Annotated in this window: 22 protein-coding genes and 1 riboswitch; of the genes, 5 read left to right on the top strand and 17 right to left on the bottom strand. The window is 71.7% G+C overall.

Translation table 11 applies throughout. The features are described from left to right. Window positions 1-141: 141 nt before the first annotated feature. Window positions 142-272: riboswitch (FMN riboswitch) on the bottom strand. A gap of 560 nt (window positions 273-832) precedes the next feature. Further along, window positions 833-2089 (bottom strand): ROK family transcriptional regulator, encoded by a 1257-nt coding sequence (locus tag ACFYO2_RS22720; protein WP_388351851.1) that lies wholly within the window; start codon window positions 2087-2089, stop codon window positions 833-835. A 146-nt stretch (window positions 2090-2235) separates the two neighbouring features. On the opposite strand from ACFYO2_RS22720, the gene ACFYO2_RS22715 reads away from it, so the two are divergent. After that, the gene (locus ACFYO2_RS22715; protein ID WP_388351848.1) at window positions 2236-3447 is read left to right on the top strand and encodes an MFS transporter; all 1212 of its coding nucleotides are present in this window, start codon (window positions 2236-2238) and stop codon (window positions 3445-3447) included. Window positions 3448-3824: 377 nt separating this feature from the next. On the opposite strand, the gene ACFYO2_RS22710 is transcribed toward ACFYO2_RS22715, so the two are convergent. Continuing rightward, the gene (locus ACFYO2_RS22710) at window positions 3825-4946 is read right to left on the bottom strand and encodes a glycoside hydrolase family 6 protein (protein WP_388352018.1); all 1122 of its coding nucleotides are present in this window, start codon (window positions 4944-4946) and stop codon (window positions 3825-3827) included. Window positions 4947-5131: 185 nt separating this feature from the next. Between ACFYO2_RS22710 and ACFYO2_RS22705 the strand changes: the two genes are divergently transcribed. Continuing rightward, on the top strand, window positions 5132-5863 hold the full coding sequence (locus ACFYO2_RS22705) for a DUF5995 family protein (RefSeq protein WP_388351845.1): 732 nt from the start codon (window positions 5132-5134) through the stop codon (window positions 5861-5863). A 1-nt stretch (window position 5864) separates the two neighbouring features. On the opposite strand, the gene ACFYO2_RS22700 is transcribed toward ACFYO2_RS22705, so the two are convergent. The 8 genes from ACFYO2_RS22700 to ACFYO2_RS22665 all read right to left on the bottom strand — a co-directional run bounded on the left by ACFYO2_RS22700 (window position 5865) and on the right by ACFYO2_RS22665 (window position 15496). Continuing rightward, window positions 5865-7562 carry a flavin monoamine oxidase family protein gene (locus tag ACFYO2_RS22700; protein ID WP_388351843.1) on the bottom strand — a complete coding sequence of 566 codons (1698 nt, stop codon included), beginning with the start codon at window positions 7560-7562 and terminating at the stop codon, window positions 5865-5867. An 83-nt stretch (window positions 7563-7645) separates the two neighbouring features. Next, on the bottom strand, window positions 7646-8434 hold the full coding sequence (locus tag ACFYO2_RS22695) for a carbon-nitrogen hydrolase family protein (RefSeq protein ID WP_388351840.1): 789 nt from the start codon (window positions 8432-8434) through the stop codon (window positions 7646-7648). Between the two features lie 286 nt (window positions 8435-8720). Continuing rightward, a complete protein-coding gene (locus ACFYO2_RS22690) occupies window positions 8721-9962 on the bottom strand; it encodes an MFS transporter (RefSeq protein WP_388351837.1) in 1242 nt (413 codons plus the stop codon). A 120-nt stretch (window positions 9963-10082) separates the two neighbouring features. After that, window positions 10083-11537, bottom strand: a complete 1455-nt coding sequence (locus ACFYO2_RS22685; protein ID WP_388351834.1) for an HAD-IA family hydrolase — start codon at window positions 11535-11537, stop codon at window positions 10083-10085. 28 nt (window positions 11538-11565) lie between these two features. After that, a complete protein-coding gene (locus ACFYO2_RS22680) occupies window positions 11566-12642 on the bottom strand; it encodes an ABC transporter ATP-binding protein (protein WP_388351831.1) in 1077 nt (358 codons plus the stop codon). 3 nt (window positions 12643-12645) lie between these two features. Beyond that, window positions 12646-13458: an ABC transporter permease gene (locus ACFYO2_RS22675; protein ID WP_388351828.1), complete on the bottom strand. Its 813-nt coding sequence runs from the start codon at window positions 13456-13458 to the stop codon at window positions 12646-12648. Beyond that, complete coding sequence (locus ACFYO2_RS22670; RefSeq protein ID WP_388351825.1) at window positions 13446-14342, bottom strand: ABC transporter permease; 897 nt, start codon at window positions 14340-14342, stop codon at window positions 13446-13448. The genes ACFYO2_RS22675 and ACFYO2_RS22670 overlap by 13 nt, the downstream gene beginning before the upstream one ends. Continuing rightward, on the bottom strand, window positions 14339-15496 hold the full coding sequence (locus ACFYO2_RS22665; protein WP_388351823.1) for an ABC transporter substrate-binding protein: 1158 nt from the start codon (window positions 15494-15496) through the stop codon (window positions 14339-14341). Before ACFYO2_RS22665 ends, ACFYO2_RS22670 begins: the two co-directional genes overlap by 4 nt. A gap of 256 nt (window positions 15497-15752) precedes the next feature. Here ACFYO2_RS22665 and ACFYO2_RS22660 point away from each other — a divergent pair, with 256 nt between their 5' ends. Both ACFYO2_RS22660 and ACFYO2_RS22655 read left to right on the top strand, forming a co-directional pair. Continuing rightward, window positions 15753-16493 (top strand): GntR family transcriptional regulator, encoded by a 741-nt coding sequence (locus tag ACFYO2_RS22660; RefSeq protein ID WP_388351820.1) that lies wholly within the window; start codon window positions 15753-15755, stop codon window positions 16491-16493. A gap of 10 nt (window positions 16494-16503) precedes the next feature. Then, window positions 16504-16944, top strand: coding sequence for a hypothetical protein (locus tag ACFYO2_RS22655; protein ID WP_388351817.1), 441 nt, complete (start codon window positions 16504-16506; stop codon window positions 16942-16944). A gap of 1 nt (window position 16945) precedes the next feature. Here the strand turns inward: ACFYO2_RS22655 and ACFYO2_RS22650 are convergent, their stop codons facing one another. From ACFYO2_RS22650 to rpe, 7 genes are all read right to left on the bottom strand, one after another. Continuing rightward, window positions 16946-17398, bottom strand: a complete 453-nt coding sequence (locus ACFYO2_RS22650) for an Lrp/AsnC family transcriptional regulator (RefSeq protein WP_048581051.1) — start codon at window positions 17396-17398, stop codon at window positions 16946-16948. 10 nt (window positions 17399-17408) lie between these two features. Then, complete coding sequence (locus ACFYO2_RS22645; protein ID WP_388351813.1) at window positions 17409-18878, bottom strand: amino acid permease; 1470 nt, start codon at window positions 18876-18878, stop codon at window positions 17409-17411. Window positions 18879-19114: 236 nt separating this feature from the next. Next, window positions 19115-19612: a GNAT family N-acetyltransferase gene (locus tag ACFYO2_RS22640; RefSeq protein WP_388351810.1), complete on the bottom strand. Its 498-nt coding sequence runs from the start codon at window positions 19610-19612 to the stop codon at window positions 19115-19117. Window positions 19613-19701: 89 nt separating this feature from the next. Then, window positions 19702-21144, bottom strand: a complete 1443-nt coding sequence (locus tag ACFYO2_RS22635) for a GuaB1 family IMP dehydrogenase-related protein (RefSeq protein ID WP_388351807.1) — start codon at window positions 21142-21144, stop codon at window positions 19702-19704. A 107-nt stretch (window positions 21145-21251) separates the two neighbouring features. Further along, the gene (locus ACFYO2_RS22630) at window positions 21252-21482 is read right to left on the bottom strand and encodes a hypothetical protein (RefSeq protein WP_388351804.1); all 231 of its coding nucleotides are present in this window, start codon (window positions 21480-21482) and stop codon (window positions 21252-21254) included. A gap of 24 nt (window positions 21483-21506) precedes the next feature. After that, window positions 21507-22550 carry a sugar-binding transcriptional regulator gene (locus ACFYO2_RS22625; RefSeq protein ID WP_388351801.1) on the bottom strand — a complete coding sequence of 348 codons (1044 nt, stop codon included), beginning with the start codon at window positions 22548-22550 and terminating at the stop codon, window positions 21507-21509. Window positions 22551-22628: 78 nt separating this feature from the next. Beyond that, window positions 22629-23315: a ribulose-phosphate 3-epimerase gene (gene rpe, locus ACFYO2_RS22620; RefSeq protein WP_388351798.1), complete on the bottom strand. Its 687-nt coding sequence runs from the start codon at window positions 23313-23315 to the stop codon at window positions 22629-22631. Between the two features lie 134 nt (window positions 23316-23449). On the opposite strand from rpe, the gene ACFYO2_RS22615 reads away from it, so the two are divergent. Next, complete coding sequence (locus ACFYO2_RS22615; RefSeq protein ID WP_388351795.1) at window positions 23450-25633, top strand: MMPL family transporter; 2184 nt, start codon at window positions 23450-23452, stop codon at window positions 25631-25633. Window positions 25634-25676: the final 43 nt, after the last annotated feature.

Genomic DNA, 25676 nt, shown 5'->3' with positions numbered 1-25676 from the left:
CCGGGTCCTCCTGCCTCTTCGGGCACGGACTCCGGGGCTGTCGATGACGACAGATGTACGAGCGGGAACACCGAGGTCGACGCCGGACAAGGCTCGCCCCATGGACGAACCGGTTCGGCGGCGCGCACGAATGCCCGCCCGCCGCGCACTGCCTCCCATCCGGACTTTAACCGTCGGTCCAGGAATTTCACCTGGTCAACCGGCCGCTGGAAGCGACCGGGTCGCGGACTGTAACCGCCGGTTCGGACTTTCACCGACCCCGGAGTGCGCTGCTTCTGGTACAGAGCCAGTGTGCCACGCCTGATCGACGTCCATACGGGCGAACTGTGTGGGGTGGCTCACAAGACGAACCGATGGACTTCTCGGCCGACCCAGGGCGCCCCAATTCCCGCACTGGGTGCGGTCCTTACCTTGGCCAACAGCCCTTGACGCAATGGTCTAGTCCTTTTTAGGGTCGCCTTGCGTGGACACCCGCACAGACGGGCCCGGCGGCGGTGACGACGGCCCTTGCCCGCCGCCGGGTCTCCCCCGTCCGCCCGGGACAGTCGCGCCACGCAACCCGCGGGCATTCGAAGTCGCGCAGCTGCGGGCAGTCGTGCCGCCGGGGCGATGAGGGTCCCCCCGCTCGAGCGGAGTCGAGAGTGGGGGAGGGTGGGCGCAGCGGCACCCCGCAACGCCGGGCTGCGCGCCCCACCCCCGCCCAGCCTCACGCCTGGCACCGACGTCACGCTGGGGCGATGGGCGTCCCCCTCTCGAGCGAAGCCGAGTGACGGAGGGTGGGCGCAGGCGGCACCCGTCAGCGCCGGGTCGCGCACGGGTGACTGTCCGGCGATCAGACGGGCGGGCCGGATCCGGCGGCCCCGGCATGATCCGCCGGGTGGGTCCGGCTCGCACTCCGGGGCGCGAACAGCTCGTCCTGCGCCCGGTCCCGCGCCGTGAGCAGCGCCCCACGCAGCACCGCGCCACCGCCCAGGGTGCTGGGCCGCACCTCCGTGGGCAGGGGGGACAGCCGGGCGAGCCGGTCCTGGACGCGGAGGGCCAGGGTGTCGCCGCCCGCGCGGCCGATCTCCCCGGCCAGCACGACGCAGCCGGGGTCCAGTACGGCGACGACGGCGGCGGCACCGAGCGCGACGCGGTCGGCGAGGGCGTCGAGGAAGCGGGCGGGGGCCTCGGTGAGGGACCCGCGGTGCGCGTGGTCCACCGCCGCGCGGACCAGCGCCGCCGCCTGCGGTTCGGGTGCCGCGGCCGTGGCCGTCACCCCGTACTCCGCCGCCAGGCCGGCGATCGCGCCGGCCCCCGCGAGGGAGTGGAAGCCTCCGCCGCAGTCGGTCGCCGACGGCAGTCCCGTCGTCCCCGGCACCGGCAGGAAGCCGATCTCCCCCGCGCCGCCGGAGGCTCCCCGGCGCAGTGTCCCGTCGAGGACGAGCGCGGCGCCGATGCCCATGCCGAACCAGAGGAGCACGAAGGTGTCCCGGTCGCGGGCGGCGCCGTCGCGCTGCTCGGCGAGGGCGGCGAGGTTGGTCTCGTTCTCGACGCTGACCCGGGTTCGGGGGAACCGCTCCTGAAGCGCGGCCACCAGTCGCCGGTGCCATTCGGGCAGGCCCGAGGAGTCGCGGAGGTCGCCGCTCGCCGGGTCGATCAGGCCGGGTGCGCCGATGCCGAGGGTGTGCAGCCGGTCGGCGCCGGCCTCCTTCGTCGCTCGCTCGACGAGGCTGACCGCCTGCTCCACCGCGGTCCCGGTGCCCGTGTCGTCGTCGATCGGCACGGACGCCTCGGCGAGCACATGGCCGAGGAGGTCGGAGACGAGGACCGCCACGCCCTCGGTGCGGATGTCCAGCGCGGCCAGATGGGCGCGGTCGGCGACGATTCCGTACAGCTTGGCGTTCGGCCCGCGTCGCTGCTCGCCCGACTCCCCGACCACCGAGATCAGGCCGGAGGCGGTAAGGCGTTCGACGAGGTCGGCGACGGTCGGCCGGGACAGGCCGGTGAGCTGCTTCAACCGCCCTGCCGTCAACGGTCCCTCCTGCTGGAGCAGACGCAGGGCGAGCCGGTCGTTGATGGCCCGGGCGGTGCTCGGGGATGCGGCCATGCCGGGATCCTTCCAGATCGGCCGGACCGGACGGCGGGGGCCGTGGGGACCGGTTGTCCCGCTGCTTATTCGCTATCTATCAGGCAGGGTCCCTGATAGTTTACGGCGGCGCCGACGGGCACCGAAAAACCTGGGAGGGCCGGAGAATGGGCGAAGTGGTCCACGACCGACATGAGGTGAGGCGGGCCCGGTACGCCGTGGCCGCCGTCTTCGCCGTGCACGGGGCCGTGACCGGCTCGTTCGCCACTCGGGTGCCGTGGATCCAGGAGCATGCCTCGGTGAGTGCGGGGCAACTGGGCCTCGCCCTGGCCTTCCCCGCGCTCGGTGCGTCCGTGGCGATGCCGCTCGCGGGCAGTGTCAGCCACCGCTTCGGCGCCCGGAACGCCCTGCGCGGCCTGATCGCCCTGTGGACCCTGTCGCTCGTCCTGCCGTCCCTGGCCCCGAACCTCCTCACCCTGTGCCTGGCCCTCTTCGTCTACGGCGCGACGGCCGGCATGGCGGACGTGGCGATGAACGCGCTCGGCGTCGAGGTCGAGAACCGCCTGGGCCGGTCGATCATGTCCGGCCTGCACGGCCTGTGGAGCGCGGGTGCCCTGATCGGTTCGGCGGCGGGCACCCTCGCCGCGCATCTCGGCGCGGACGCCCGGCTGCACCACGTGTTGGCGGCCGGGGTGTTGACCGTCGTCGGCGTCGCCTCGTGCGCATGGGTGCTGGACCTCCAGCCCGCCGAGGACGAGGAGCCGCCACCACGGTTCGCGCTGCCGCCCCGCTCGGCGTTGCTCATCGGCGCGGTCGGGTTCTGCGCGGTGTTCGCGGAGGGCGCGAGCCTGGACTGGTCGGCGGTGTACCTGCGCGACCAGCTGCAGAGCTCGGCGGGGCTGGCGGCCGCGTGCACCACGGGCTTCACGCTCACCATGGCGCTCGCCCGGTTCGTGGGCGACAAGGTCGTGGACCGGTACGGCTCCGTGCGCACGGTGCGCGTCGGCGGAGTCCTCGCCGCCGCCGGCGGGCTGCTCATCGTCGTCGCGAACCATCCGGCCGCGGCGATGGGCGGCTTCGCGCTGATGGGCCTCGGCATCGCCGTCGTCGTACCGCTGTGCTTCGCCGCGGCGGGCCGCAGCGGGCCGAACCCCAGCCTGGCCATCGCCGGAGTCGCGACCATCACGTACACCTCGGGTCTGGTCGCGCCGAGCGCGATCGGCGGCATCGCCCAGGCGACCAGCCTGACGGTGTCGTTCGGTCTGGTGACGGTGCTGGCGTGCGGGATCGTGGTCTTCGCGGGCGTGCTGCGCGCGGGCGACCGCGACCGGCCGAAGGTCAGTCGCCGGGCCGCGGCGGTTCCCGACCCTCGGACCTGAAACCGTCGCCGCCGGGCTCGGGGCGCAGGGTCCCCGCTTCCAGCCGCACCGCCACCCGGCCATGGATCTTGGCGTCCGCCGGAAAACTGCACGCCGCCGGAGACTGCCGCCTCGATCCCGCCCGAACTCGTCGCGCTGGTGCCCGGCTTCTTCGTGTGCCGCGCCGGGCTGCCGGTGATGCCGGCGGCGCCGCGGGTCCGCAACTTCCGGGACCGCCGCAATTTCCGGGACGGCCCGGACTCCCGAACATCCGGGACCGCCCGGATTCCGAGGCTCCGGGACGGCTGGACATCCGGCTCAGCCGGCTGAGGACCGCGCTGCCCCGGTGTGCGCGGGTGTCCGGATGGCCGGTGCCCGGTTGACCCGCCCGGGGGCTCTCAGCGCGCCAACTCGTAGGCGTACGACGGCGTGAACGTCCCCGGTGCCCCCTTGCAGCCGTCCGACTCCCCCGGCAGTTTCACCCAGAGGTAGCCGTCGATCCGCGCCTCCCCGGTGTTCAGCGTGGGTGTACGGCCGAGCTTGCGGCCGGACGGGTCGCACCACTCGCCTCCGGGCGGGGCGCCGTTGCCGTTGCGGCTGGTGTCGATGACGGCGCCGAGGCTCGACGGGCCGCCCAGGGCGTCGAGGACCTGTCGGTCGTAGGCGATCTCGTCGTTTGTGCGGTGGAAGTTGGAGACGTTGCTGAAGATGCCGTCGGAGGAGTCGGCCGAGGCGGCGCCGGCCTGTCGCAGCCGGCCCGCCTGTGTCGCGGGGGTGTTCCAGCCGGAGTGGCCGGCGTCGTAGTAGACCCGAGCCTTGGGATTGGCGGCCTTGAGGACGCGGCCCGCGCGCGCCAACGAGGCGAAGCGGCGGCCGCGTTCGTCGGAGGAGAGGCACTCGCTCTGGGCGACCGAGTCGGGCTCCAGGATCACGATGACCTCGCCGGAGCCCAGCCCGGCGGCGAAGGCGTCGATCCAGCCGTCGTAGGCCCCGAGGTCGGGCGCACCGCCCTGCGAGGCGCCGCCGCAGTCGCGGTCGGGGATGGCGTACGGCACGACGACGGGCGCCCGGCCCTGTGTGCGGCCGCCTGAGGTGACCGCACGGACCCGGGAGGTGATGTTCGACGGCGTGAAGTCGGCGAACCAGACGGCCGCGGGCTGATCGGCTATGCGGGACGCTATGACGGCATGCCGCGGGTCGCCGCTGTGGGAGCGCACCCAGTCGAGCACCTGGGACTCGGGGTATCGGTAGAGCCGGGTGGAGGCGGCGGGAGCCTGCCGCTTCTCGGTCTTCGTGGGGGACGGAGACGGACTCGCCTTCTTCTTCGGGGACGGCGAGGCGGAGCGGCTCGCACTGGGCGAGGCCGAGGCCGAGGGCGTCGGTACGGCGGGCAGCGGCGCCAGGTACGGCGAGCTGGTCACCTCGGGCCTCGCCTCGTCGGCGTCGGGCCGGTCGCCGAGGGCGGACAGCATCCCGGTCGCGGTGCCTATCGCGACCACCACGGAGGCCACCGCGACCATGGCGCCACGCCGCGCGGTCCGCCTGCGCTCGGCCCTGCGCGCGGCCAAGCGCTGCGCACGTGAGCCTGACACGGTGCAGCTCCCCCCTGTTGCTCTCCCCCAACGACGGGCGCCCGTTCCCCCGTTCTGGGGAAGCGTCGGGCCCGCCGGTACCCGGGCCAGCCTAAAGGTGCGACTCTGCCCCCATGGTGCAATGCGAACAAGTCACCACCCCCGTCGAACGACTCACTCCTCTCGCCGATCCGGTCATCACTCCCGTCGACGGGGTCATCTCCCGTATGCGCGCGCTCGACGCGACCCTGCCGGCACGCGACGGCCTCGCGGTCTTCAACCGCGTCTACCTCGCCGTCACCGAGGCGGTCGACCGGCGTATCGACAGCGGGCGGTTCGGGGACGCTCGGGCCGCGATCACGCTGGATGTGCGGTTCGCGGAGCGCTACCTGGACGCCGTCGCGGCGGTGGCCGACGAGCGGCGCCCGCCGGCCTGCTGGCGGCCCCTGTTCCAGATGCGCCGTCATCCCGGCGTACGACCGTTGCAGTTCGCGCTCGCGGGCATCAACGCGCACATCGGGCACGACCTGGCGCTCGCCGTCGTGGACACCTGTCGTACGCTCGGCTGCGAACCAGCCGACGTGGAGGACGAGTTCGACCGCGTGGGCGATCTCCTCGTCTCGCTGGAGGAGCGCATCCGCGAAGAGCTGATGCCGGGCCCCGACCTTCTCCAGATCGCCGACCCGCTCACCCATCTGCTCGGCTCGTGGAGCCTGGAGCGCGCCCGGGAGGCGACGTGGACCGCGGCGCGGGCCCTGTGGGTGCTGCGCCGACTGCCCGATGTCGCGGAGGAGTTCACCGAACGCCTGGACGCCGCCGTGGGCCTGGCCGGACGCATGCTACTCACGCCGTTGCCCGACCGGTGAGCTAGTCCTCCGGGAGTTCCACGGGCTCGATCTCGTCGTACACGTCTCCCGGGCCGGGGTTCGTCGCGTCGGTCGTCCCGCCGAAGTGGTGCATGACGCCCCATACCGCGTTCAGCGCGGTCTGTACGGCGCCCTCGGCCCAGCCGGCCGTCCAGGAGATGTCGTCGCCGGCGAGGAAGATGCCCCGCTTGTCCTCGGGCAGCCGGTCCTGCATGAAGTGGGTGAACAGGCGCCGCTGGTAGCGGTAGTGGCCGGGCAGGTTGGCCTTGAACGCGCCCATGAAGTACGGCTCGTTCTCCCAGGAGACCGTCACCGGGGTGCCGATGATGTGCTTCCGGATGTCGACCTTCGGATAGATCTCACCGAGCGACTTGAGCATGACCTCCATCCGCTCGTTCGCGGACAGCGGCAGCCACTTCAGGCTGTCGTCGCACCAGGTGTACGACAGGCAGATGACGGCCGGCTTGTCCGGACCGTCGTCCAGGAGGTAGGTCCCGCGCGTCATGCGGTCGGTGAGGGTCATAGACATGACGTCCCGGCCGGTCTGCTCGTCCTTGTCCAGCCAGAACGGCCGGTCGACGGGGACGAACAGCTTGCTCGACTCCATGTAGTGGGTCCGCTCGATCGCCGTCCAGTGGTCGATCGGGAAGAGCGAGTCGTCGCAGGCGATCTTCGACAGCAGCATCCAGGACTGGGCGGTGAAGATCGCCGCCTGGAAGGTGCGGATGTCGCCGCCCGCGTCCGTCACGGTGATCCCGTTGCCCGCGGTGCGGTGCAGCCGGGTCACGGCCGGGCGGGGCTCGCCGCCCTCGTGGAGGCTCGCGAGCGAGGTGCCGTAGGGCCAGTGGACGATCTTCTCCGGCTCGCGCTCCCACAGCCGCAGCGGTAGCTGCTGGGAGCCGCCGACGATGCCGCGGTGGTGGTCGTCGGCCTCGGTGTAGACGACGCGGAGGATTTCGAGGATGGAGTTGGGGAAGTCCGTGTCCCAGCCTCCCGTCCCGAATCCGACCTGGCCGAAGATCTCGCGGTGCCGGAAGGACCTGAAGGCCTCGGAGTCGCAGAGGAAGCCGTAGAAGGTCTGGTTGTCGAGCTTCTCGACGAGCTTGGCCCAGATCTCGCGGATGCGCGGCACGTCCCGCTCCCGCATGGCCTGGTTCATGTCGGAGAAGTCGGCGCCCTCTTCGAGGCACTTGCTCCAGGCGGCGGCGACGTCCCGGTAGACCTGCGGCAGGTCGTCGACCGTCTCGGCGTAGTGGGACTCGCCCTTGAGGTCGACGACGGTCGAAGGGGTCGTCTCCGCGAGGGGGTTGGGGAAGGGCCGGGTCTCGAGGCCCACCAGGTCGATGTAGTGCTGGAGGGCCGTGGAGGAGGGCGGGAAACGCATCGCGCCCATCTCGGCGGTGAGGGACGGGTCGCAACCGTCGAAGCCGACCGTGCGCAGTCGGCCGCCGATCCGGTCGGCCTCGTAGACGACCGGTTTGAGGCCCATCTTCATCAGCTCGTACGCGGCCACGATGCCGGACAGGCCGCCGCCGATGACCGCGACCTCGGTGCCGTGCTCGGTCGCGGGTATCTGGCCGAGCCCCGCCGGGTGGGCGAGGAAGTCGTCGTACGCGTACGGGAAGTCCGGGCCGAACATGGTGATCGGCGGCTGCTGCTCGTCTGCGTGCTCGACGGCGTTGGGCACGGTGGACGTCATGGGGTACGGACTCCTTGCACAGAAAAAGGCGTTGCAGAAAAAGGCGCTGCACGAAAAGACGTTGCAGGAAAAGACGTGGTGACTCAGACCAGGGACCCGTAGAGCCCGGGGCGGCGGTCCAACAGATACGGGTTCGCCTCGCGGGACGCGGCGAGGAACGCGGGGTCGGCGTCGGCGAGGAGAAGCTCCTCACGGCGTCCGGCACGGGTACGGGCGACCCCGTCGGGCCCGGCGAGGGCGGAGAGTCCGACGAAGTCGAACTCCCCCTCCTGGCCCACCCGGTTGACGTACGCCACGTACATCTGGTTCTCGAAGGCTCGCACCGGCACGACCGACTCGGCGACGAACTGGAACGGGTGCATCTGCGCGGTCGGCACCAGCAGCAGGTCGGTGCCGGCGAGGGCGTGGGCGCGGACGTTCTCCGGGAACTCGACGTCGTAGCAGATCATCAGGCCGACCCGCAGACCGTCGAACTCGGCCTGTACGACGGTCTCGTCGCCCGGCGTGAAGTGGTCGCGCTCGAAGCAGCCGAAGAGGTGGGTCTTGCGGTAGTTGGCGAGGCGGGTGCCGTCGGCGGAGATCAGCTGGGCGGAGTTGTACACCACGTCCGCGGCGCGCTCGGGATAGCCGTAGGCGATCGCGAGGCCGTGCCGGCAGGCGATCTCGGCGACGGCGTGCGCAGCCTCACCGTCGGCGGGCTCGGCGAGGCGGCCGACGTCGTCGCCGATCGCGTACCCGGTGAGGAACATCTCCGGGGCGGCGAGCAGCCCGGCGCCCGCGGCGGCGGCCCGGCCCGCCGCCTCGTCGAGGACCTTGAGGTTCTCGACGCTCGAGCCGGGGCGGCCGGAACTCTGGAGCAGGGCGGTGCGCATGCGTGTTCCTCACCGGGCGGAAGAGTGGTTGTGGGAGCCATGTAGACGGTACGGGCGGCGGGCTCGGGCGGACAAGGAGGAGCCGTTGCGCGTCCGTGAGCGGTTCGTTGCGCGCGCCGGGCGTGCGGCGGCGATTCGTTGCGCGCGCCGCACCCCGCCCACCAGCACCGGCTACAACACGCCCACTTTTCCACCGACCGAGACGGGTGGTGGGCGGGCAAGGCCGGGGGTCCAGGGGGCGAAGCCCCCTGGGGATGGGACGGGTAGCGCGGCGGGGGCGAGAAACCTACCGGTGCCGAACCACCCCACCCGCACCCGCCCGCCGGCAGGGCTGAGCCACGGCCGGCCGCGCCCTGCCGGCCAGTACCACCGCCGTCACCAGATAAGGCACCGCGAGCATCGAGAACACAGTGCCGTGCGAAGCCACCGTACCGAGCGTCGCGTACACCCCGAACACGGCGACCGTGGCCAGTTCGGTGCCCAGGCCGGCGACCGAGGTGAGGGTGGCCCGGCCGGTGCTGTCGATCCGGTGCTGGAGCCGGACGTCGGCGAGCACCTCGGCCAGCTGGAAGCCGCCGAAGGCGACGGCCACCAGCACGATGCCGGCCGGCGTCCGGGCCACGGCACCCGCGGCCAGGGCGAGCGCGGCACCCGCGAGCAGCGCGGCGAATCCGGTCGTGCCCAGGCGTTCGGCCGCTCCCGTCAGCAGGCTCGCGGCGGTGACGCCCGCCCAGATCAGCAGGACGAGATAGGGCACCGTCTCGTCCGCCACGCCGAGATCCCGGATCAGGAGCGGCGTGTACTCGTCGAGCGCGCCCCACACCGCGGCGACGGCCGGCACCAGCAGGAGAGCGCCGCGCACGGACCGGTCGCCGCGCGCTTCGGCGAGCCCGGCCCGCAGGGTCGTCGCCCAGCCGCCGTCGCCGGAGGCCGACGGCACCCGGTGCTCCGGGAACCGCGTCGCCGCCGCCGCGGTCAGCAGGCAGGCCAGGACGCTCGCCGCACCCACGGCCGGGTAGCCGCCCAGCGCGAGGACCGGTCCGGCGAGTCCCACCGAGGCCATCGTCGCCAGCAGCCGCGCCGCCCGGGCCCGGCCCATGACACGCGCGTACCGGTCGGCGGCGCCGAGCCGGTCCAGTTCGTCGTAGACCAGCGCCTCCTGGGCGCCGGAGCCGAGCGCTCCCCCGGCGCCCCACAGGACGAACCCGAGCGCGAAGGCCCCGTACGACGGGACGATCACCCACAGGGCGAAGCCGACGCCGGTGAGCATCGGGCCGAGCCACAGCAGCGTGCGTCGGGACACGGCGTCGGCCCAGGCGCCGGAGGGAACCTCAAGGAGCACGGCGGTGAGGGACCAGAGGGCGAAGAGGGAGGAGATCTGCCACAGGGACAGACCGGTGTCGGCGAACAGCAGCGCGTACACCGGGTAGAGCAGGACGAGGTCGTCGAGGAACGCGTAGCCGTACAGCGTGACCGTGAGCCGCCGCACACCGGTGGTGTCGGGCACGCGCGCAGATGAGAGTGTCATGAGGCCTTCCCGCAGGGACGAATCGGACGCCGGAGGTACGGCGTCCGAGGCGGCCCTCGGGCGGCACGGCTGCGTGAGGCACTGCTGGTGGATCAATGTCGCCAGGTCATGGAACCGATGTTAGACGGGCTCCGTCCCGCTGCCCAGCGAAAATGTGGTGATCACGGCCGCGTGGTCGGACGGCCAGTCGTTGTCCTCGACGTCCGGCCAGGGCCGGGGACGGCCGCTGACGTACGTCCGGGAGTCGAGCACCGCGAGGCCCCGGTGCAGGACGAAGTCGATGCGGTCCTGCGGCTCCGGGCGACCACTGCCGTCCTCGTGCTCGGCATGGAGCGGGGACCAGGTGTGGCCGGGGTCGCGTACGGGGTCCGGGTGGGCCTCCCGGTAGGAGTCGCGCAGGCCCGCCCGCTCGGCCGCCCTGGTCACCGGCCAATCGACGTCCGGCCGGTCCAGGTGGGAGGGGCTGTTGAAGTCGCCCACGAGGACGACCGGCACGGCGCTGTCGATCCTGCGCAGGGTGTCTTGCAGCTGTCCGAGCCGCACGTCTTCGTGTGCGATCAGCTCGTCGGCCGCAAGCCCGTCGAAGGCGGACTCGTAGGGCCCGTACGGCTCGCAGTCGAGGTGCGTCGTCCAGATGTCCACCTGGTTGCCCGCCCCGATCCGGATCCGGACGCCCGCCGCCCCGTAGAAACCGACGTCCGGGTCGCCGAAGCGGGCTGTGATCGGGTGGCGGCTGATGATGCCGAGGTTCTCGCCGGCCCGGTGGTGGTACCAGCCGAGGGCGTCGGCGAGTTCCTGGGCGGCGGTGCCGTACGTCTCCTGGAGGCCGACCACGTCCACGCCGGTCTCCGTGATGACCTTGAGCTGCTTGGCGCGGTGGTCGCGGACCTTGCTGCCGCCGTACCAGAGGTTCCAGGTCATGACGCGGAGTTCGTACGGCAGCAGGGCGCGCAGACGTGCCGGTGTCACGTCCTCCAGGCTGGCCAGCACGGTCCGGCCGGGTGCCGCCTCGATCGGGGCGAGCGAGGGCACCGCGAGCACCGCGCAGCCGGCCGCCTCGGCGGAGGCGACACCGGTCTGGGTGTCCTCGACGGCCACGCAGGCGGCGGGGTCGACGCCGAGGGCGTGGCAGGCGGCGAGGTAGGGGTCGGGGGCGGGCTTGGTGTGCTCGGTGTCGTCGGCGGTGACGGAGACGGCGAAGCGGCTCGCGCCGAGCGCCGCCAGCACGGTGTCGGCGACCGCTCGGGGCGACGCGGTCACCAGGGCGGTGGGTACGCCCTCCCGGGCCAGGGCGTCGAGCAGGTCGAGCGCGCCGGGGCGGGGCACGATGCCGGTGCGCACCCGGTCCGCGAACTCCCGGTGGAGGGCGTCGGCGAGGACCGCGGCCGGGGTGCCGGTGGCCGCGGCGAGCCAGGCGGCGGTGTGCTCGACCGGACGGCCGAGCACCTCCGGCTGGTCCGCCGGAGTCAGGGCCCGTCCGGCGACGCTCTCCACCGCCTCCCACCACAGCCGCTCGGTGTCGACGAGCGTGCCGTCCATGTCGAACAGGACGGCCTGGAGCGGGAGTCGAGTCACAGTGTTCTCTTTCCACGTGGGGGGGAGTTCAGCGGGTGCGTTCCGCCACCAGCACCGGACGCTCCGGCAGCGACACGCTCACGGCGGCCCCGGCACCGAGCCCGGTGGCCTCGTGCGCGGGCAGGTCGGCCTTCACCTCCGTGCCGTCGACGAGCCGTACGGTGACCCGGGTGGCGGCGCCGAGGAACGCGGTGGCGACCACGCGGGCGTCCCCGTCGTCGTCGGCCCGTACGCCCATCGCCTCGGGCCGCACCAGCACGTCCACCTCGGTCACCGACGGGGCCTGGCCGTCGACCGGCAGCCGCTGTCCCAGCACCTCGACGACGCCCTGGGACAGGTGCCCCGGGATCCGGCTCATCGTGCCCACGAACTCGGCGACGAAGGCGGTGGCGGGGCGGCCGTACAACTCGGCGGGGGCGGCGCACTGTTCGAGGCGTCCGGCGTGCATCACGGCGACCCGGTCCGCCATGGACAGGGCCTCCTCCTGGTCGTGGGTCACGAACAGGGTGGTGATGCCGAGTTCCTGCTGGAGCCGCCGGATCTCCTCGCGGAGCGTGAGGCGCACCTTGGCGTCGAGCGCGGAGAGCGGTTCGTCCAGGAGCAGGACGCGGGGGCGCAGGGCGAGGGCGCGGGCCAGGGCGACGCGCTGCTGCTGGCCGCCGGAGAGCTGGTGCGGGTACTGCCCGCCCTTGTCTGCGAGGCCGACCAGCTCCAGCAACTCGGCGGCCCGCGATCGCCGTGCGGCCGTGCGCACCTTGCGCATCCGCAGCCCGAAGGCCACGTTGTCGAGCGCGTCGAGGTGCGGGAAGAGGCTGTACGACTGGAAGACCATCCCGGCGTCGCGCCGGTGGGCGGGGACGCGGGTGACGTCCTCGCCGTCGACGAGCACCTCGCCGGAGTCGGGGTGCTCGAACCCGGCGAGCATGCGCAGCGCGGTGGTCTTGCCGCAGCCGGAGGGGCCGAGCAGGGCGAGGAGTTCACCCGGCTGGACGGTCAGGTCGAGGCCGTCGAGGGCGACGGTCGGCCCGAACTCCCTTCGCAACCCAAGGAATTCGACGGTGGCGGCCTTGTCGGTGGCCGTCTTCTCAAGCGTGGTCGCGGTCATGATTCATCCCCGGGACTCGGTACGGCCGCGCCCGCCGACGCCGGCGAGCGCGAGGAGCAGGGCCCATGTGATGAACAGGCTGAGCACGGACACGGCGACGGACAGCTGGGCCTGCGATCCGGCGACGCTGTAGATCCACACGGCGAACGGCCGGAAGCCGAGCAGCTGGGCCACGGTGAACTCGCCGAGCACCAGGGCCAGGGTGAGGAAGGCGGCGTTCATCAGTGCCCCGCGCAGATTGGGCAGTACGGCCCGGACCAGGGCCTGCGGCCAGGACGCCCCACAGCTGCGGGCGGCCTCGACGAGGGTGGGCACGTCGACGGCCCGGAGCCCTGCGTCCAGTGCCCGGTACACGAACGGCAGGGCCATCACGACGTACGCGAGGACGAGCACGAACGGGAAGTCCGGGTTCTGGATGGCCACGAACGTCTGGAACAGCGGGGTCCGTGACAGGTGGTCGGGCCCCCACTTCAGGACGGTCGAGAGGCCCGCGACGAAGGCGATCGGCGGGACCACCAACGGCAGCGAGCACACCACCTCGACGACCGGCCGCAGCCGGGGCGTGCCGAGCCGCAGGGCGACCATGGCGGGCACCATCAGCAGCAGGACGAGCACGATCGTCGCGACGGCCAGTTCCAGTGACAGCAGCAGGCTGGCGACGAACCCGTCGGCGGAGACGATCTGCGTGTAGGCGTCGAAGGTGACGCCCTGCCCGGGCACGTCGACCGTGAAGACCACGGACGCGGCCAGCGGCACCAGGAAGTACAGCGCGGCCAGGCCGAACACGACCCAGCGCCAGGTGTTCAGGCGAGCCATCGGGCGCTCCGTCGTTGCAGGGGCAGGTACACCGCCATGACCAGGCCGGCGACGAGGACCATGTCGAGGCTCAGGGCGAGCGCCACGTTCTCCTGGCCGACCAGGACGTTGCCGGAGATGGCGTCGGCGATCTGCAGGGTGACCAGCGGCACCGAACTGCCCACCATGGCCGCGGCGGTGGCGTAGGCGGCGAAGGCGCTGCCGAAGAGCAGCACCAGCCCGCCGAGCAGGGAGGGCAGCAGCACGGGCAGGGCGACGTGCCGCCAGTACTGCACGCCGGTGGCGCCGTTGTTCTGCGCCGCCTCGCGCCACTGAACGCGCAGCCCCTCCAGGGCCGGAGTGATCGTGAGCACCATCAGCGGAATCAGGAAGTACAGGTAGACGATCACCAGTCCCCAGAAGCTGTACAGGTCCCAGCCCTTGTCGGTCAGGTCGAAGTACCGGGTCAGCACACCGGCGTTGCCGAGCGTGGCGACGAAGGCGAAGGCCAGCGGGACACCGCCGAAGTTGGCGAGCACCCCGGACGCGGTGAGCACGGCCTCGCGCAGCGCTCGGAAGCGGGAGGTCACGACGGCCTGCGCGATCGGCAGCCCGAACAGCGCCCCCAGGGCCGCGGACACGGCCGACAGCTTCACGCTCCCGATCAGGGCCGTCAGATACGCCCCTTTCAGCGAGGCGGTCAGGTTGTCGGCGGTATAGGAACTGACGCCCGTGGCCGGGTCCTTGGCGGTGAAGGCACCGTCGAGCATGGCCAGGGCGGGCAGTCCGAAGGCGATCGCGGTGAAGGCGAGCAGCGGGACCACGGCGAGCCAGCCGAGGGCACGGCGCCGCCGCTTCACCGGAGCGGCGGTCGCCGTGTCGACCCGCGTGAGCGTGGCCGTCATCCGGAGACGGCCTTCGCCCAGCCCTGTCCGAGGACCGTCTTGGCCTTGCCCTGCTGGGCCTCGGTCGGGAAGGAGGGCGTCCCGGAGACCTCGGGCAGCTTGGCGGCGGCGGTCTTGTCGAGGGTGCCGGCCTTCTCCATGGCGGTCATCAGGGCCGGACGGGCGTACCCCTTGAGCCAGAGGTTCTGGCCCTCGGTGCTGTAGAGGTACTCCTGCCACAGGCGCGCGGTCGCCGGGTGCGGGGCGTCCTTGTTGACGGCCTGCGAGTAGAACTGGGAGAACTGGCCGTCGCTCGGCACCGTCACCGTCCAGTCGACGCCCTTGGACTTGAACTCGTCGGCGTACCCGGCGTTGAGGTAGTCCCAGTCGATGCTGATCGGCGTCTCGCCCTTCTCGACGGTGGCCGGGGTCGACTCGACGGGCGTGTAGTTGCCGTTCTTCTTGAGCTTCGCGAAGAAGTCGAGGCCGGGCTGGATGTCGTCGAAGGAACCGCCGTCGGAGAGCGCGGCCGCCCAGACGCCGCCGAAGGCGGAACCCGACTTGGTGGGGTTGCCGTTGAGGGCGACCTTGCCCTTGTACTCGGGCTTGAGCAGGTCCTTGAAGGTGGTGGGGCAGGTGGCGACCCGCTTGGCGTCGCAGCCGATGGAGATGTACCCGCCGTAGTCGTTGTACCAGCGCGCCTGCGCGTCCTTCTGCGCCGCGGGGATGTCGGCGAAGGCCGCCACCTTGTAGGGCGCGAGCAGCCCCTGCTGGGCCGCGCTGAGCGCGAAGGAGCTGCCGAGGTCCAGGACGTCCGGCGCGCGGTCCTGGCCCTTGCGGGAGGTGACGGCGTTGATCTCGTCCTGGCTGGAGCCGTCCGGGTTCTCGACCTCGACCTTGATGCCGTACTTCTTCTCGAAACCGTCGATGAGGGCGCCGTAGTTGGCCCAGTCGCGGGGCAGCGCGATGGCGTTGAGCGTGCCCTCCTTCTTCGCCGCCTTCACCAGGGCGGCCAGGCCGCCGAAGTCGGCGGCGGAAGTGGCGGTGGCGGCGGTCTTGCCGTCGGCGGTGGTGGACGCGTTCTCGGGGGCGGCGCCGCAGGCGCTCAGGGCGAGTGCGGCGACGACGGCGAGGGCGCCGCCGCGGACGGCTGTTCTCGGCAGGGACACGGTCACGGCTTCTCCAGGGGACGCGCGAGGGTGCAGGAGGCCAAACAAGGGGAACGACGGTCAGGCAAAAGAGAACGACGGTCAGACAGAGGAACTTGTCTGAACAAGTTGGCCTCAGTACGCACGCCGCCGGTGTCGCGCTCGTAAACACTGGCGAAACCCTGGCCCCTGGATTCCTGCACAATCGCGGCCGCCCCCGATCTTCACCGAATCTCGACTACGCTGGTCACGCTGTGCACAGAAGCCGACCCAGAGGGGGAGCATGGCGGCGCGACACGAGGAGATCGCCGACGAACTGCGCCGGGCGATCGACCGCGAGGAGTACACCGTCGGCAGCCTGCTGCCCGCCGAGACGGAGCTCGCGGCCCACTACGGCGTCTCGCGCGGCACCGTCCGCCAGGCCGTCGCGGCGCTCACCGCCGACGGGCTCATCGGCTCGCGCCAGGGCGCCCGCCGCGTGGTCCTGGCCAGCCGGCGCAGCCAGAGCTTCGCCGAACTGCGCAGCTTCGCCCAGTGGGCCCGCGCGATGGGCCGCGAGGCGAGTGGCCGGGTGGTCGCGCAGGAGTACCGTCCGGCGACCGCCGAGGACGCCGTGCGTCTCCAACTGCCCGAGGGCGCCGCGGTGTTGCACGTCCTGCGGCTGCGCGGCCTGGACGGCGAGGCGGTCCTCCTGGAGCGGACCGTGTACGCCGACTGGATCGCCCCCGCCGTCGAGCCGATCGAGCCGGACTGTCCCTCGGTCACCCAGCGACTTCTCGACGACACCGGCCTGGTCTTCGCCTACGGTGAGCACGTCATCGACGCGGTGGCGGCGGGCGCCCGGGACGCGGAGCTGCTGGGCATCCGCCGGACGAGTCCACTGCTGCGCGTCCGCCGGGTGACGACGACCCGCGAAGGGCGCCCGGTGGAGTGGTCCGACGACCGCTACCGCTCGGACGCGGTCAGCTTCAGCGTGCACAACTCGATAGGGAACAACGCGCTCGCCCGCAAGACGGCCGACTGAAGGAGCCCTCATGGAGATCGCCACCCTGCCGTACGTCGACGAACACGCCACCGTCATCGCGGCGGACGCCGAAGCCGTCTGGCGCGGCATCGGCGACGTCCTGGACCACTCCTCACTCGAACCCGGTTACGCGCGCCTCGTGGGCTGCGCGGACCGTACGGCCTCCGGGCCCCGGCCGCTGGCCGAGGGCTCGACGGTGCCCGGCTTCCGGGTGGCCTCCGCGGACCGGGGCCGGGAACTGGTCCTGATCGGCCGCCACTACTTCTCGACGTACGCCCTGGTCTTTCGCCTCGACGAGGCGGGCCCGGGCCGCACCCGGCTGCGGGCCGAGACCCGGGCCAGGTTCCCCGGCCCGGGCGGCGGTCTCTACCGGTTGCTGGTCATCTCCTCGGGCGCGCACGCCGCACTCACCGGACGCCTGCTGTCCGCGATCCGTCGCAAGGCGGAGTAGGTCAGGTCGGCGACCCGGACGAGAACCTCCGCAGCAACGGCGACAGCACCAGCACGGACTTCGTGCGCTCCACGAACGGCTCCCCCGCGATCCGCTCCAGCACCCGTTCGAAGTGCCGCATGTCGGAGGCGAAGACCTGGACGACCGCGTCCGCGTCACCTGTGACGGTCGACGCGGCCACGACCTCCTGGTAGCGCTCCAGGCCCCGCCGGATGGTGTCCGGCGAGGTGTTGTGCCGGCAGTAGATCTCGACGAACCCCTCGGTCTCCCAGCCGAGGGCCGAGGGGTCCACCCGTACGGTGAAGCCGGTGATGGCTCCGGTGGCGCGCAGCCGGTCCACGCGCCGTTTCACGGCGGGCGCGGACAGGCCGACCAGTTGCCCGATGTCCGCGTAGGAGCGACGGGCGTCCTCGGCGAGGGCGTGCACGATGCGTTCGTCGAGATCGTTCAGCACTGCGGGTGGTTCACTTCGCTTCAGGTTGGACAAGACGGGAGCGGCGATGGCCGTACCCGAAGTAGAACACGAGCCCGACGGCCATCCAGACCCCGAAGACCACCCAGGTGATCGCCGAGAGGCTGCCCATCATCCACACGCAGAAGCCGAGGCCCAGGGCGGGCAGGACCGGTGACAGCGGCACCCGGAAGGTGCGGGGCATGTCGGGGTGGGTCCGGCGCAGCACCATGACGGCGATGTTGACCAGCCCGAAGGCGAAGAGCGTGCCGATGCTGGTGGCGTCGGCCAGTTGGCCGAGCGGGACGGCCGCGGCCAGCACACCGCAGAACAGGGACACGATCACCGTGTTGGCGCGCGGCGCGCCGGTCTTCGGGTGGACGCGGCCGAACACCTTGGGCATCAGCCCGTCCCGGGACATCGCGAAGAGGATGCGGGTCTGGCCGTACAGGACGGTCAGGACGACGCTCGCGATGGCGATGACCGCGCAGAACGCCAGCAGGGTGCCCCAGAATGTCTGGCCGGTGACCTCGCGCATGATCTGGGCGAGCGCGGCCTCGGAGTCCGTGAACCGCTGCCAGGGCTTCGCGCCGACGGCGACGGCCGCGACCAGGACGTACAGCGCGGTCACGATGACGAGCGAGAGCATGATCGCGCGGGGCAGGTCGCGCTGCGCGTTCTTCGCCTCCTCGCCGGCGGTGGAGGCGGCGTCGAAGCCGATGTACGAGAAGAACAGCGTCGCCCCGGCCGCGCTGACCCCGGCCATGCCGAGCGGCATGAAGTTCTCGTAGTTGCCGGAGCGGAAGCCCTGGACGCCGATCGCGCAGAACAGCACCAGCGCGGCGATCTTCACGACGACCATGACGGTGTTGGCGCGGGCGGACTCGCGGGCGCCGCCGAGCAGGAACGCCATGGCGAGCAGGACGACGATCAGCGCCGGCAGGTTGAAGACGCCGCCGTCGCCGGGCGGGGCGGACAGCGCGTCCGGGATGGTGACGCCGAGGGTCCCGTCGAGCAGCTCGTTCAGGTACTCGCCCCAGCCGACGGCGACGGCGGCGACCGAGACGCCGTATTCGAGGACCAGGCACCAGCCGCAGATCCAGGCGACCAGCTCGCCCATGGTGGCGTACGCGTAGGAGTACGAGGATCCGGCGACCGGGATGGTGCCGGCCAGTTCGGCGTAGGACAGGGCCGAGAAGAGCGCGGTCAGTCCGGCGATCACGAAGGAGAGGGTGACGGCCGGGCCGGCCTTGGGAACGGCCTCGCCGAGGACGACGAAGATGCCGGTGCCGAGGGTGGCCCCGATGCTGATCATGGTCAGCTGCCAGAGTCCCAGGGAGCGGCGCAGACTGCCTCCCTCGCCCTGGCCGCCCTCCGCGACCAGGCGTTCCACCGGCTTGCGACGCATGAGGCTCGCACCGAGGCCCGGGGACGAGGGCCCGTTCTGACTGCGCTGTTGCGGGGGTGCGCCTTGGTCGAGCACGCGCTGACTCCTTCGTCGCTGCCACTGAGGGCGGCGGGGACCGGCGGCACCCCTGCGAGAGCAGGAACCCACCGAGCGGGGTCCCCGCCACGCCACGTACAGGGCATGACCCTATGAGCCAGGCCATCACGGTCGTAATGCGGCAACCTTGCGCATCTCCGCAAGATCGTTGCGTTGACGGCGGATGAGCGGGCGTTCGTTGCGCGGAGAGTTTCGACCCTTGCACAGGGCCCTGATCAGCACCCTTGTGGCAGCTCTTTGACGAGGAAGGTGCACTGCTCGACGCATTCACGCGTCGTGCCGTCGTGGTCCTCGTACGCGTACCGGTCGACGTAGTCGACGAGGGAGCGGTAGCCGAGCCTGGCGTAGAGGGCGGCCGCGCGCGGATTGTCCCTTCCGACGCCGATGCCGACCGTCGTCAGACGCCGCTCCCGGGCCAGGTCCTCGGCGGCGCGGATCAGCGCCGTGCCGATGCCGCGCGAGCGGAGTTCCTCCGGCCACACGCCCAGCCCGCCGATCTCGGGGCAGTCCACCGTGACGTCGGGCGCCGCGCAGCCGAGCCAGCGCATCTCCGTGTGCCCCACGGGCCGCCCGTCCAGCCAGGCGACGAGGTACGTGCACTCCCCCGCCTCCTGCCGCGCGAAGCGCCGGGCATGGAACGAGGTGACGCCGGGCGAGCCCATGTGCTGGTCGAGCAGCGCCACGTCGGCGGGCGCGCAGACGGTGATCTCCATTCACCCGACGGTAGCGGCCGGCCGCCCGGACGGCCCCCGGTTTTTCCCCGGCGAGCGGGGACAACGGGGGCCGTACCGAAGGGAGCCGCTCACATCCAGCTGGCGTGCAGCGGCTTGCCCTCGGCGTAGCCGGCCGCGCTCTGGATGCCGACGACGGCCTTCTCGGCGAACTCCTCCAAGGAGCCGGCCCCCGCGTAGGTGCAGGAGGAGCGGAGGCCCGCGATGATCGAGTCGATCAGGTCCTCGACGCCCGGGCGGTCCGGGTCGAGGAACATGCGGGAGGTGGAGATGCCCTCCTCGAACAGCGCCTTGCGAGCGCGGTCGTAGGCCGACTCCTCCGACGTGCGGTTGGCCACGGCACGCGCGGACGCCATGCCGAACGACTCCTTGTAGAGGCGGCCGTTCGCGTCCTGCTGGAGGTCGCCCGGGGACTCGTAGGTGCCGGCGAACCAGGACCCGATCATCACGTTGGACGCACCGGCGGCCAGCGCCATGGCGACATCGCGCGGGTGGCGGACACCGCCGTCGGCCCACACGTGCTTGCCGTACTTCTTCGCCTCGGCGGCGCACTCCATGACCGCGGAGAACTGCGGCCGGCCCACGCCGGTCATCATGCGGGTGGTGCACATGGCGCCGGGGCCCACACCGACCTTGACGATGTCGGCACCGGCCTCGACGAGGTCCCTGACGCCCTCGGCGGCGACGATGTTGCCCGCGACGACGGGGACCTGCGGGTCGAGACCCCGCACCAGCCTGATCGTGTTGATCATCGACTCCTGGTGGCCGTGCGCCGTGTCGATGACGAGCGTGTCGACGCCCGCGTCCAGCAGCTGCTTGGCCTTGGCCGGGGCGTCGCCGTTGATGCCGACGGCGGCGGCGATGCGCAGCCTGCCGTGCGCGTCCACGGCCGGTGTGTAGAGCGTGGCGCGCAGGGCGCCCTTGCGGGTGAGGATGCCGGCGAGGCGGCCGTCCTGGTCGACGGCGGGCGCGTAGCGGCGGTTGGCGTGGTCCAGCCGGTTGAAGGCCTCGCGCGGATCGATGTCCGCGTCGAGCAGCAGGAGGTCCTTGGACATGACCACTTCGAGCTGGGTGAAGCGGTCCACGCCGGTCAGGTCCCGGTCGGTGACGACACCGACGGGCCGCTGCTCCTCGTCGACGACCACGCCGGCGTTGTGCGCGCGCTTGGGCAGCAGGGACAGCGCGTCGGCGACGGTCTGGTGCGGGGCCAGCACGATCGGGGTGTCCAGGACGTGGTGGCGGCTCTTCACCCAGGACACGACCTCGGTGACGACGTCGATCGGGATGTCCTGCGGGATGACCACCAGTCCGCCGCGCCGCGCCATCGTCTCGGCCATCCGGCGCCCGGCGATCGCGGTCATGTTGGCGACGACCAGCGGGATGGTGGTGCCCGTGCCGTCCGGCGAGCTGAGGTCCACGCCCTGTCGCGAGCCGACCGCGCTGCGGCTCGGGACCATGAACACGTCGTCGTACGTCAGGTCGTACGGGGGCTGGATGTCATTGAGGAAACGCACGTGCTGCACATCCCAGTCGATCAGAGGTGGCCCCCGGACAGGTCAGCCAGGGGGAAGAGCACGTACTTCATTGTCCCATGTCGGCCGGAACGGGATACACGGGCAGATCATCCAGCCAGGTCAGAGGGTCCTTGGGAGGAACCTCCAAGGGCGAGCGCCACGGTCAGCGCCCGCGTCCGGCCCGCTGCCTCGGAGAACACCTCCTGAGCGATCTCCCGTTCCTCCGGGAGAGCCTTCGCGTACGGCTCCCAGTTCCGTACGACGATCAGCAGAGGAGTCGGGGTGATCGTCGGTGCAGTGGACCACGAAGCGGGGCGGCCGTGGCGGCGTACCACCACGACCGCCTCGTTGCGGACGGGACGTCAGATCCCGTCGGGGTCGGCCCGGTTGAGCGCCGGCTTCGGCGGCGCTCCCGCAGTCATCAGCGAGTCCGCGGCCGAGGTGTCCGTCACCAGGCTGGTGACGAGCCCGGACCGCAGCACCGCGTCGATCGCGGCCGCCTTGCGCTGCCCGCCCGCGATCGCGACGACCTCGGGGATACGGCGGAGCTGGTCGGCCTTGACGGTGATGCACCGCTCGCCCAGGTCCCGTCCGACCCGGCGGCCCTCGGCGTCGAAGAGGTGCGCGGACATCTCCGCGGCGACACCGAGCGAGGCGTAGTGCGAGCGCTCCTCGTCGCTGAGCATGTCGTGCACCGTCGAGATGCCCGGCTCCCACGAGCCGATGGAGACGCAGGCGACCGTGACCTTGTCGAAGTACTCGAAGGCCCGGGCGATCCCGGTCTGATTGCGCAGCGCGGCCGCGGTCGCCGCGTCCGGCAGCAGCATCGGCGCGTAGATGGGGTGGGCGTCGCCGCCCGACACCTGTGCGGCGCGCCGAACCGCCTCCACCGAACCGCGCTCGGCGGTTCCGGCGTCGTACACACCCGTCAACTGGACCACCGTGCACGGCGGCAGCCGGTCCAGCGCCGCCGCCATGTGAATGGTGGACCGGCCCCAGGCCAGTCCCAGCACATCACCTTCGTTCACGAGCTCGCCGAGCAGGTCGGCGGCCACTTCCCCCAGGTTCTCGGGATCGGGCGAATCCTGGGCCTCGGCCGGGGACTCGACCACCACTGCGTGCCTGAGGCCGTAGCGGGCGCGAAGCGCGTCCGAGCGCTCCGCGTCCAGCTCGGCCGGCACGCGGATCTCGATGCGTACGAGATCCCGTTCGAGAGCGGTCTCCAGGACCCGGGCCACTTTGAAGCGGCTGACGCCGAACTCCTCCGCGATCTGGATCTTGGATTTGCCCTCGAGGTAGAAGCGGCGGGCCATGGCCGCCGCCTGCACCAGCTCAGCGGGTCCCATCCGCATGGCTGACCGGCCCGCCGACATACCCGACACGGCGATCTCCTCACTGCTGTTCACATTCTGGATTCGCCGTTCATCCTTGCAGATCCGGCGCACTTGATCAGCCCTGATGAGAGCCGTTCACGTTCCCGTGGTTCAGTGGCCGCATGCCCAGGAGGCCTTGGCCGTTGCCCCCTCCGCCTGCGTGCGCAGTGCACGTACCGCCTCGGCCGGGTCCGATGCCCCGTAGACGGCCGAGCCGGCGACGAAGACGTCGGCTCCCGCGTCCGCGCAGCGCTCGATGGTGGCGGCCGAGACGCCGCCGTCGACCTGGAGCCACAGCTCAAGACCGTGCTTGCTGATCAACTCGCGGGTGCGGCGAATCTTCGGAAGCATGATGTCGAGAAACGCCTGTCCCCCGAAGCCCGGTTCGACGGTCATGATCAGCAGCATGTCGAGCTCGGGGAGCAGGTCCTCGTACGGCTCGATGGGCGTCGCGGGCTTCAGCGCCATGGAGGCGCGGGCGCCCTTGGCGCGGATTTCCCGGGCCAGCCGGACGGGGGCGGCGGCCGCCTCGACGTGGAAGGTGACGGAACCGGCCCCCGCCTCGACGTACTGGGGCGCCCACCGATCGGGGGCCTCGATCATCAGATGGCAGTCCAGCGGAGTGTCCGTCGCACGGGCCAAAGACTCTACGACCGGCACACCGAGCGTGAGGTTCGGGACGAAATGGTTGTCCATGACGTCGACGTGGAGCCAGTCGGCTCCTGCGACCGCCTTGGCCTCGTCCGCGAGACGGGCGAAGTCGGCGGACAGGATGCTGGGGTTGATCTGCGCGGCCATGCCCCAAGCGTGCCATGCCCAGGGACGAATGTTCGCGTCGGTCCACAGCTAAGCCGTTCATCGGATGTTGTGCGGGGCCCGCGCGTGCCATGCTGGGCGGCCGATCCGGTCGATATGCGGCTGCGGGGGTGGCCATGACGGAGATCCGGGAGAACAGGCAGGGACAGCGGTCGGGGCAGCGGGGCAGCGCACATCTGGTGTGCGGGCGGCGTGCCAAGTGGCTGGTGCTGGCGCTGTGGCTGGTGGCGCTGTTCCTGACGGCGCCCTTCGCCCAGAAGCTCACCGACGCGCAGGACAACGACGCGGCCTCTTGGCTGCCCGGATCCGCCGAGTCCACCCAAGTCCTGCAGCTTTCCGAGGATTTCAGGCCGGAGCAGATTCCCGCGGTCGTGGTGTACGCCCGCGAGGACGGCCTGACCGCCCAGGACCGGGCGCAGATCACCGAGGACACGGCCCAGCTCAAGCGGCTGACCGACCACGGCATCCGCGGCGCCGAGACAAGGGGCCCGGTCTACGACCGGCAGACCGACCCGCGCGCCGCCCAGATCCTCGTACCGATCACGATGGACGAGAAGGGCTGGGAGCGGATCGCGCCCGCGGTGGACTCGATCCGCGACATCTCGGGCAAGGGCGGCGACGGGCTCGCCGTGCACATCACCGGCCCGGGCGGTACGTCCGCCGACTTCTCCGAGGCCTTCGAGGGCATCGACTCGACGCTGCTGATCTCGGCGATGAGCGTCGTCATCGTGATGCTGCTGCTCACCTACCGCAGCCCCACCCTCATCCTGGTCCCCCTGCTCTCGGTGATCGCCGCGCTGTTCGCCGCGCAGGCCCTGATCTACTTCCTGGCGGAACACGCGGGCCTGACGGTCAACGGCCAGAGCGCGGGCATCCTGACAGTGCTGGTGTTCGGCGCGGGGACGGACTATGCCCTCCTGCTCGTCGCCCGGTACCGGGAGGAGCTGCGCCGCCACGAGGACCGGCACGAGGCCATGGCCCTGGCGCTGCACCGCGCGGGCCCGGCGGTCCTCGCCTCCGGCGCCACCGTCGTCCTGAGCATGCTGGTGCTGCTCGCCGCCGACATGAACTCCACGCGCGGCCTCGGTCCGGTCGCCGCGATCGGGGTCGCGGTCGCCCTGCTGGCGATGATGACGCTGTTCCCCGCCCTGTTGGTGATCTTCGGCCGCTGGATCTTCTGGCCGGCGATCCCGCACCTGGGCACGCCGAACCCGGCCGACCGGGGCGTCTGGGCCCGCATGGGCCGCCGTATCGCCGTCCGCCCACGCATGGTCTGGGGCGTCACCGCGGCGGTGCTGGTGATCTGCTCGCTCGGCCTGATCCAGCTGCGCGCCGAGGGCATCGGCAACGCGGACGCGTTCACCGGGAAGCCGGACTCGATCGTCGGCCAGGAGGTCTCGGCGCGCTACTTCCCGGCGGGCAGCGGCGATCCGCTCGTCGTCGTCAGCAACCAGGCGCAGGCACGACAGGTCGGCGAGGCGGTCGCCGGCACCCGGGGAGTCGTCCCCGAGTCGCTCGGCCTGCCACCGGGTACCAAGCCGTCCTTCGAGGGCAAGGTCCTCTTCGAGGCCACCATGACCGACCCGGCCGACAGCGAGGCCGCGAAACAGACCGTGGAGCGGGTCCGGGACGCCGTGCACACGGTGCCGGACGCCGACGCCCAGGTGGGCGGCGGTACGGCATCCCTGCTGGACATGGACAGGGCGACCACGCACGACAACATCCTGATCATCCCGCTGGTACTGGTCGTCGTCATGCTGATCCTGTGCCTGCTGCTGCGGGCGCTGATCGCCCCGCTGCTGCTGGTCGGGACGGTCATCCTGTCGTTCGCGGCGGCGCTCGGCATCAGCGCGCTCGCCTTCCGGTACGTCTTCGACTACGCGGGCGAGTCGACGGACTTCCCCCTGTTCGTCTTCGTGTTCCTGGTCGCCCTGGGCATCGACTACAACATCTTCCTGACCACCCGCATCCGCGAGGAGGCCGCCCGCCAGGGCACGCGCAAGGGCGCGCTGACCGGCCTGGCCGCGACCGGTTCGGTCATCACCTCGGCGGGCCTGGTCCTCGCGGGCACCTTCGCCGCCCTCGCCACCCTCCCGATGGTCGCCTTCGCGGAACTGGGCTTCGCGGTGGCCCTGGGCGTGCTGCTCGACACGTTCATCGTGCGGTCGGTACTCGTGACGTCCCTGTTCCTCGACGTCGGCCCGAAGGTGTGGTGGCCGCACCGCCTGGCACGGGAGGACGGCGGCGCGGCAGCGGTGACCGAGACGGAGAAGGTGAGCCAGTCCGGCCCGAGGGGATAGGACGACCCGACCCGACCGCGTACAGGACCCGACCCCATGTTTG

It is taken from the genome of Streptomyces sp. NPDC006602 (assembly GCF_042870385.1).
In the GTDB taxonomy this organism is placed as follows: domain Bacteria; phylum Actinomycetota; class Actinomycetes; order Streptomycetales; family Streptomycetaceae; genus Streptomyces.
Note: the sequence above shows the minus strand (reverse complement) of the source record. Positions and strands in the feature narration are given on the sequence as shown.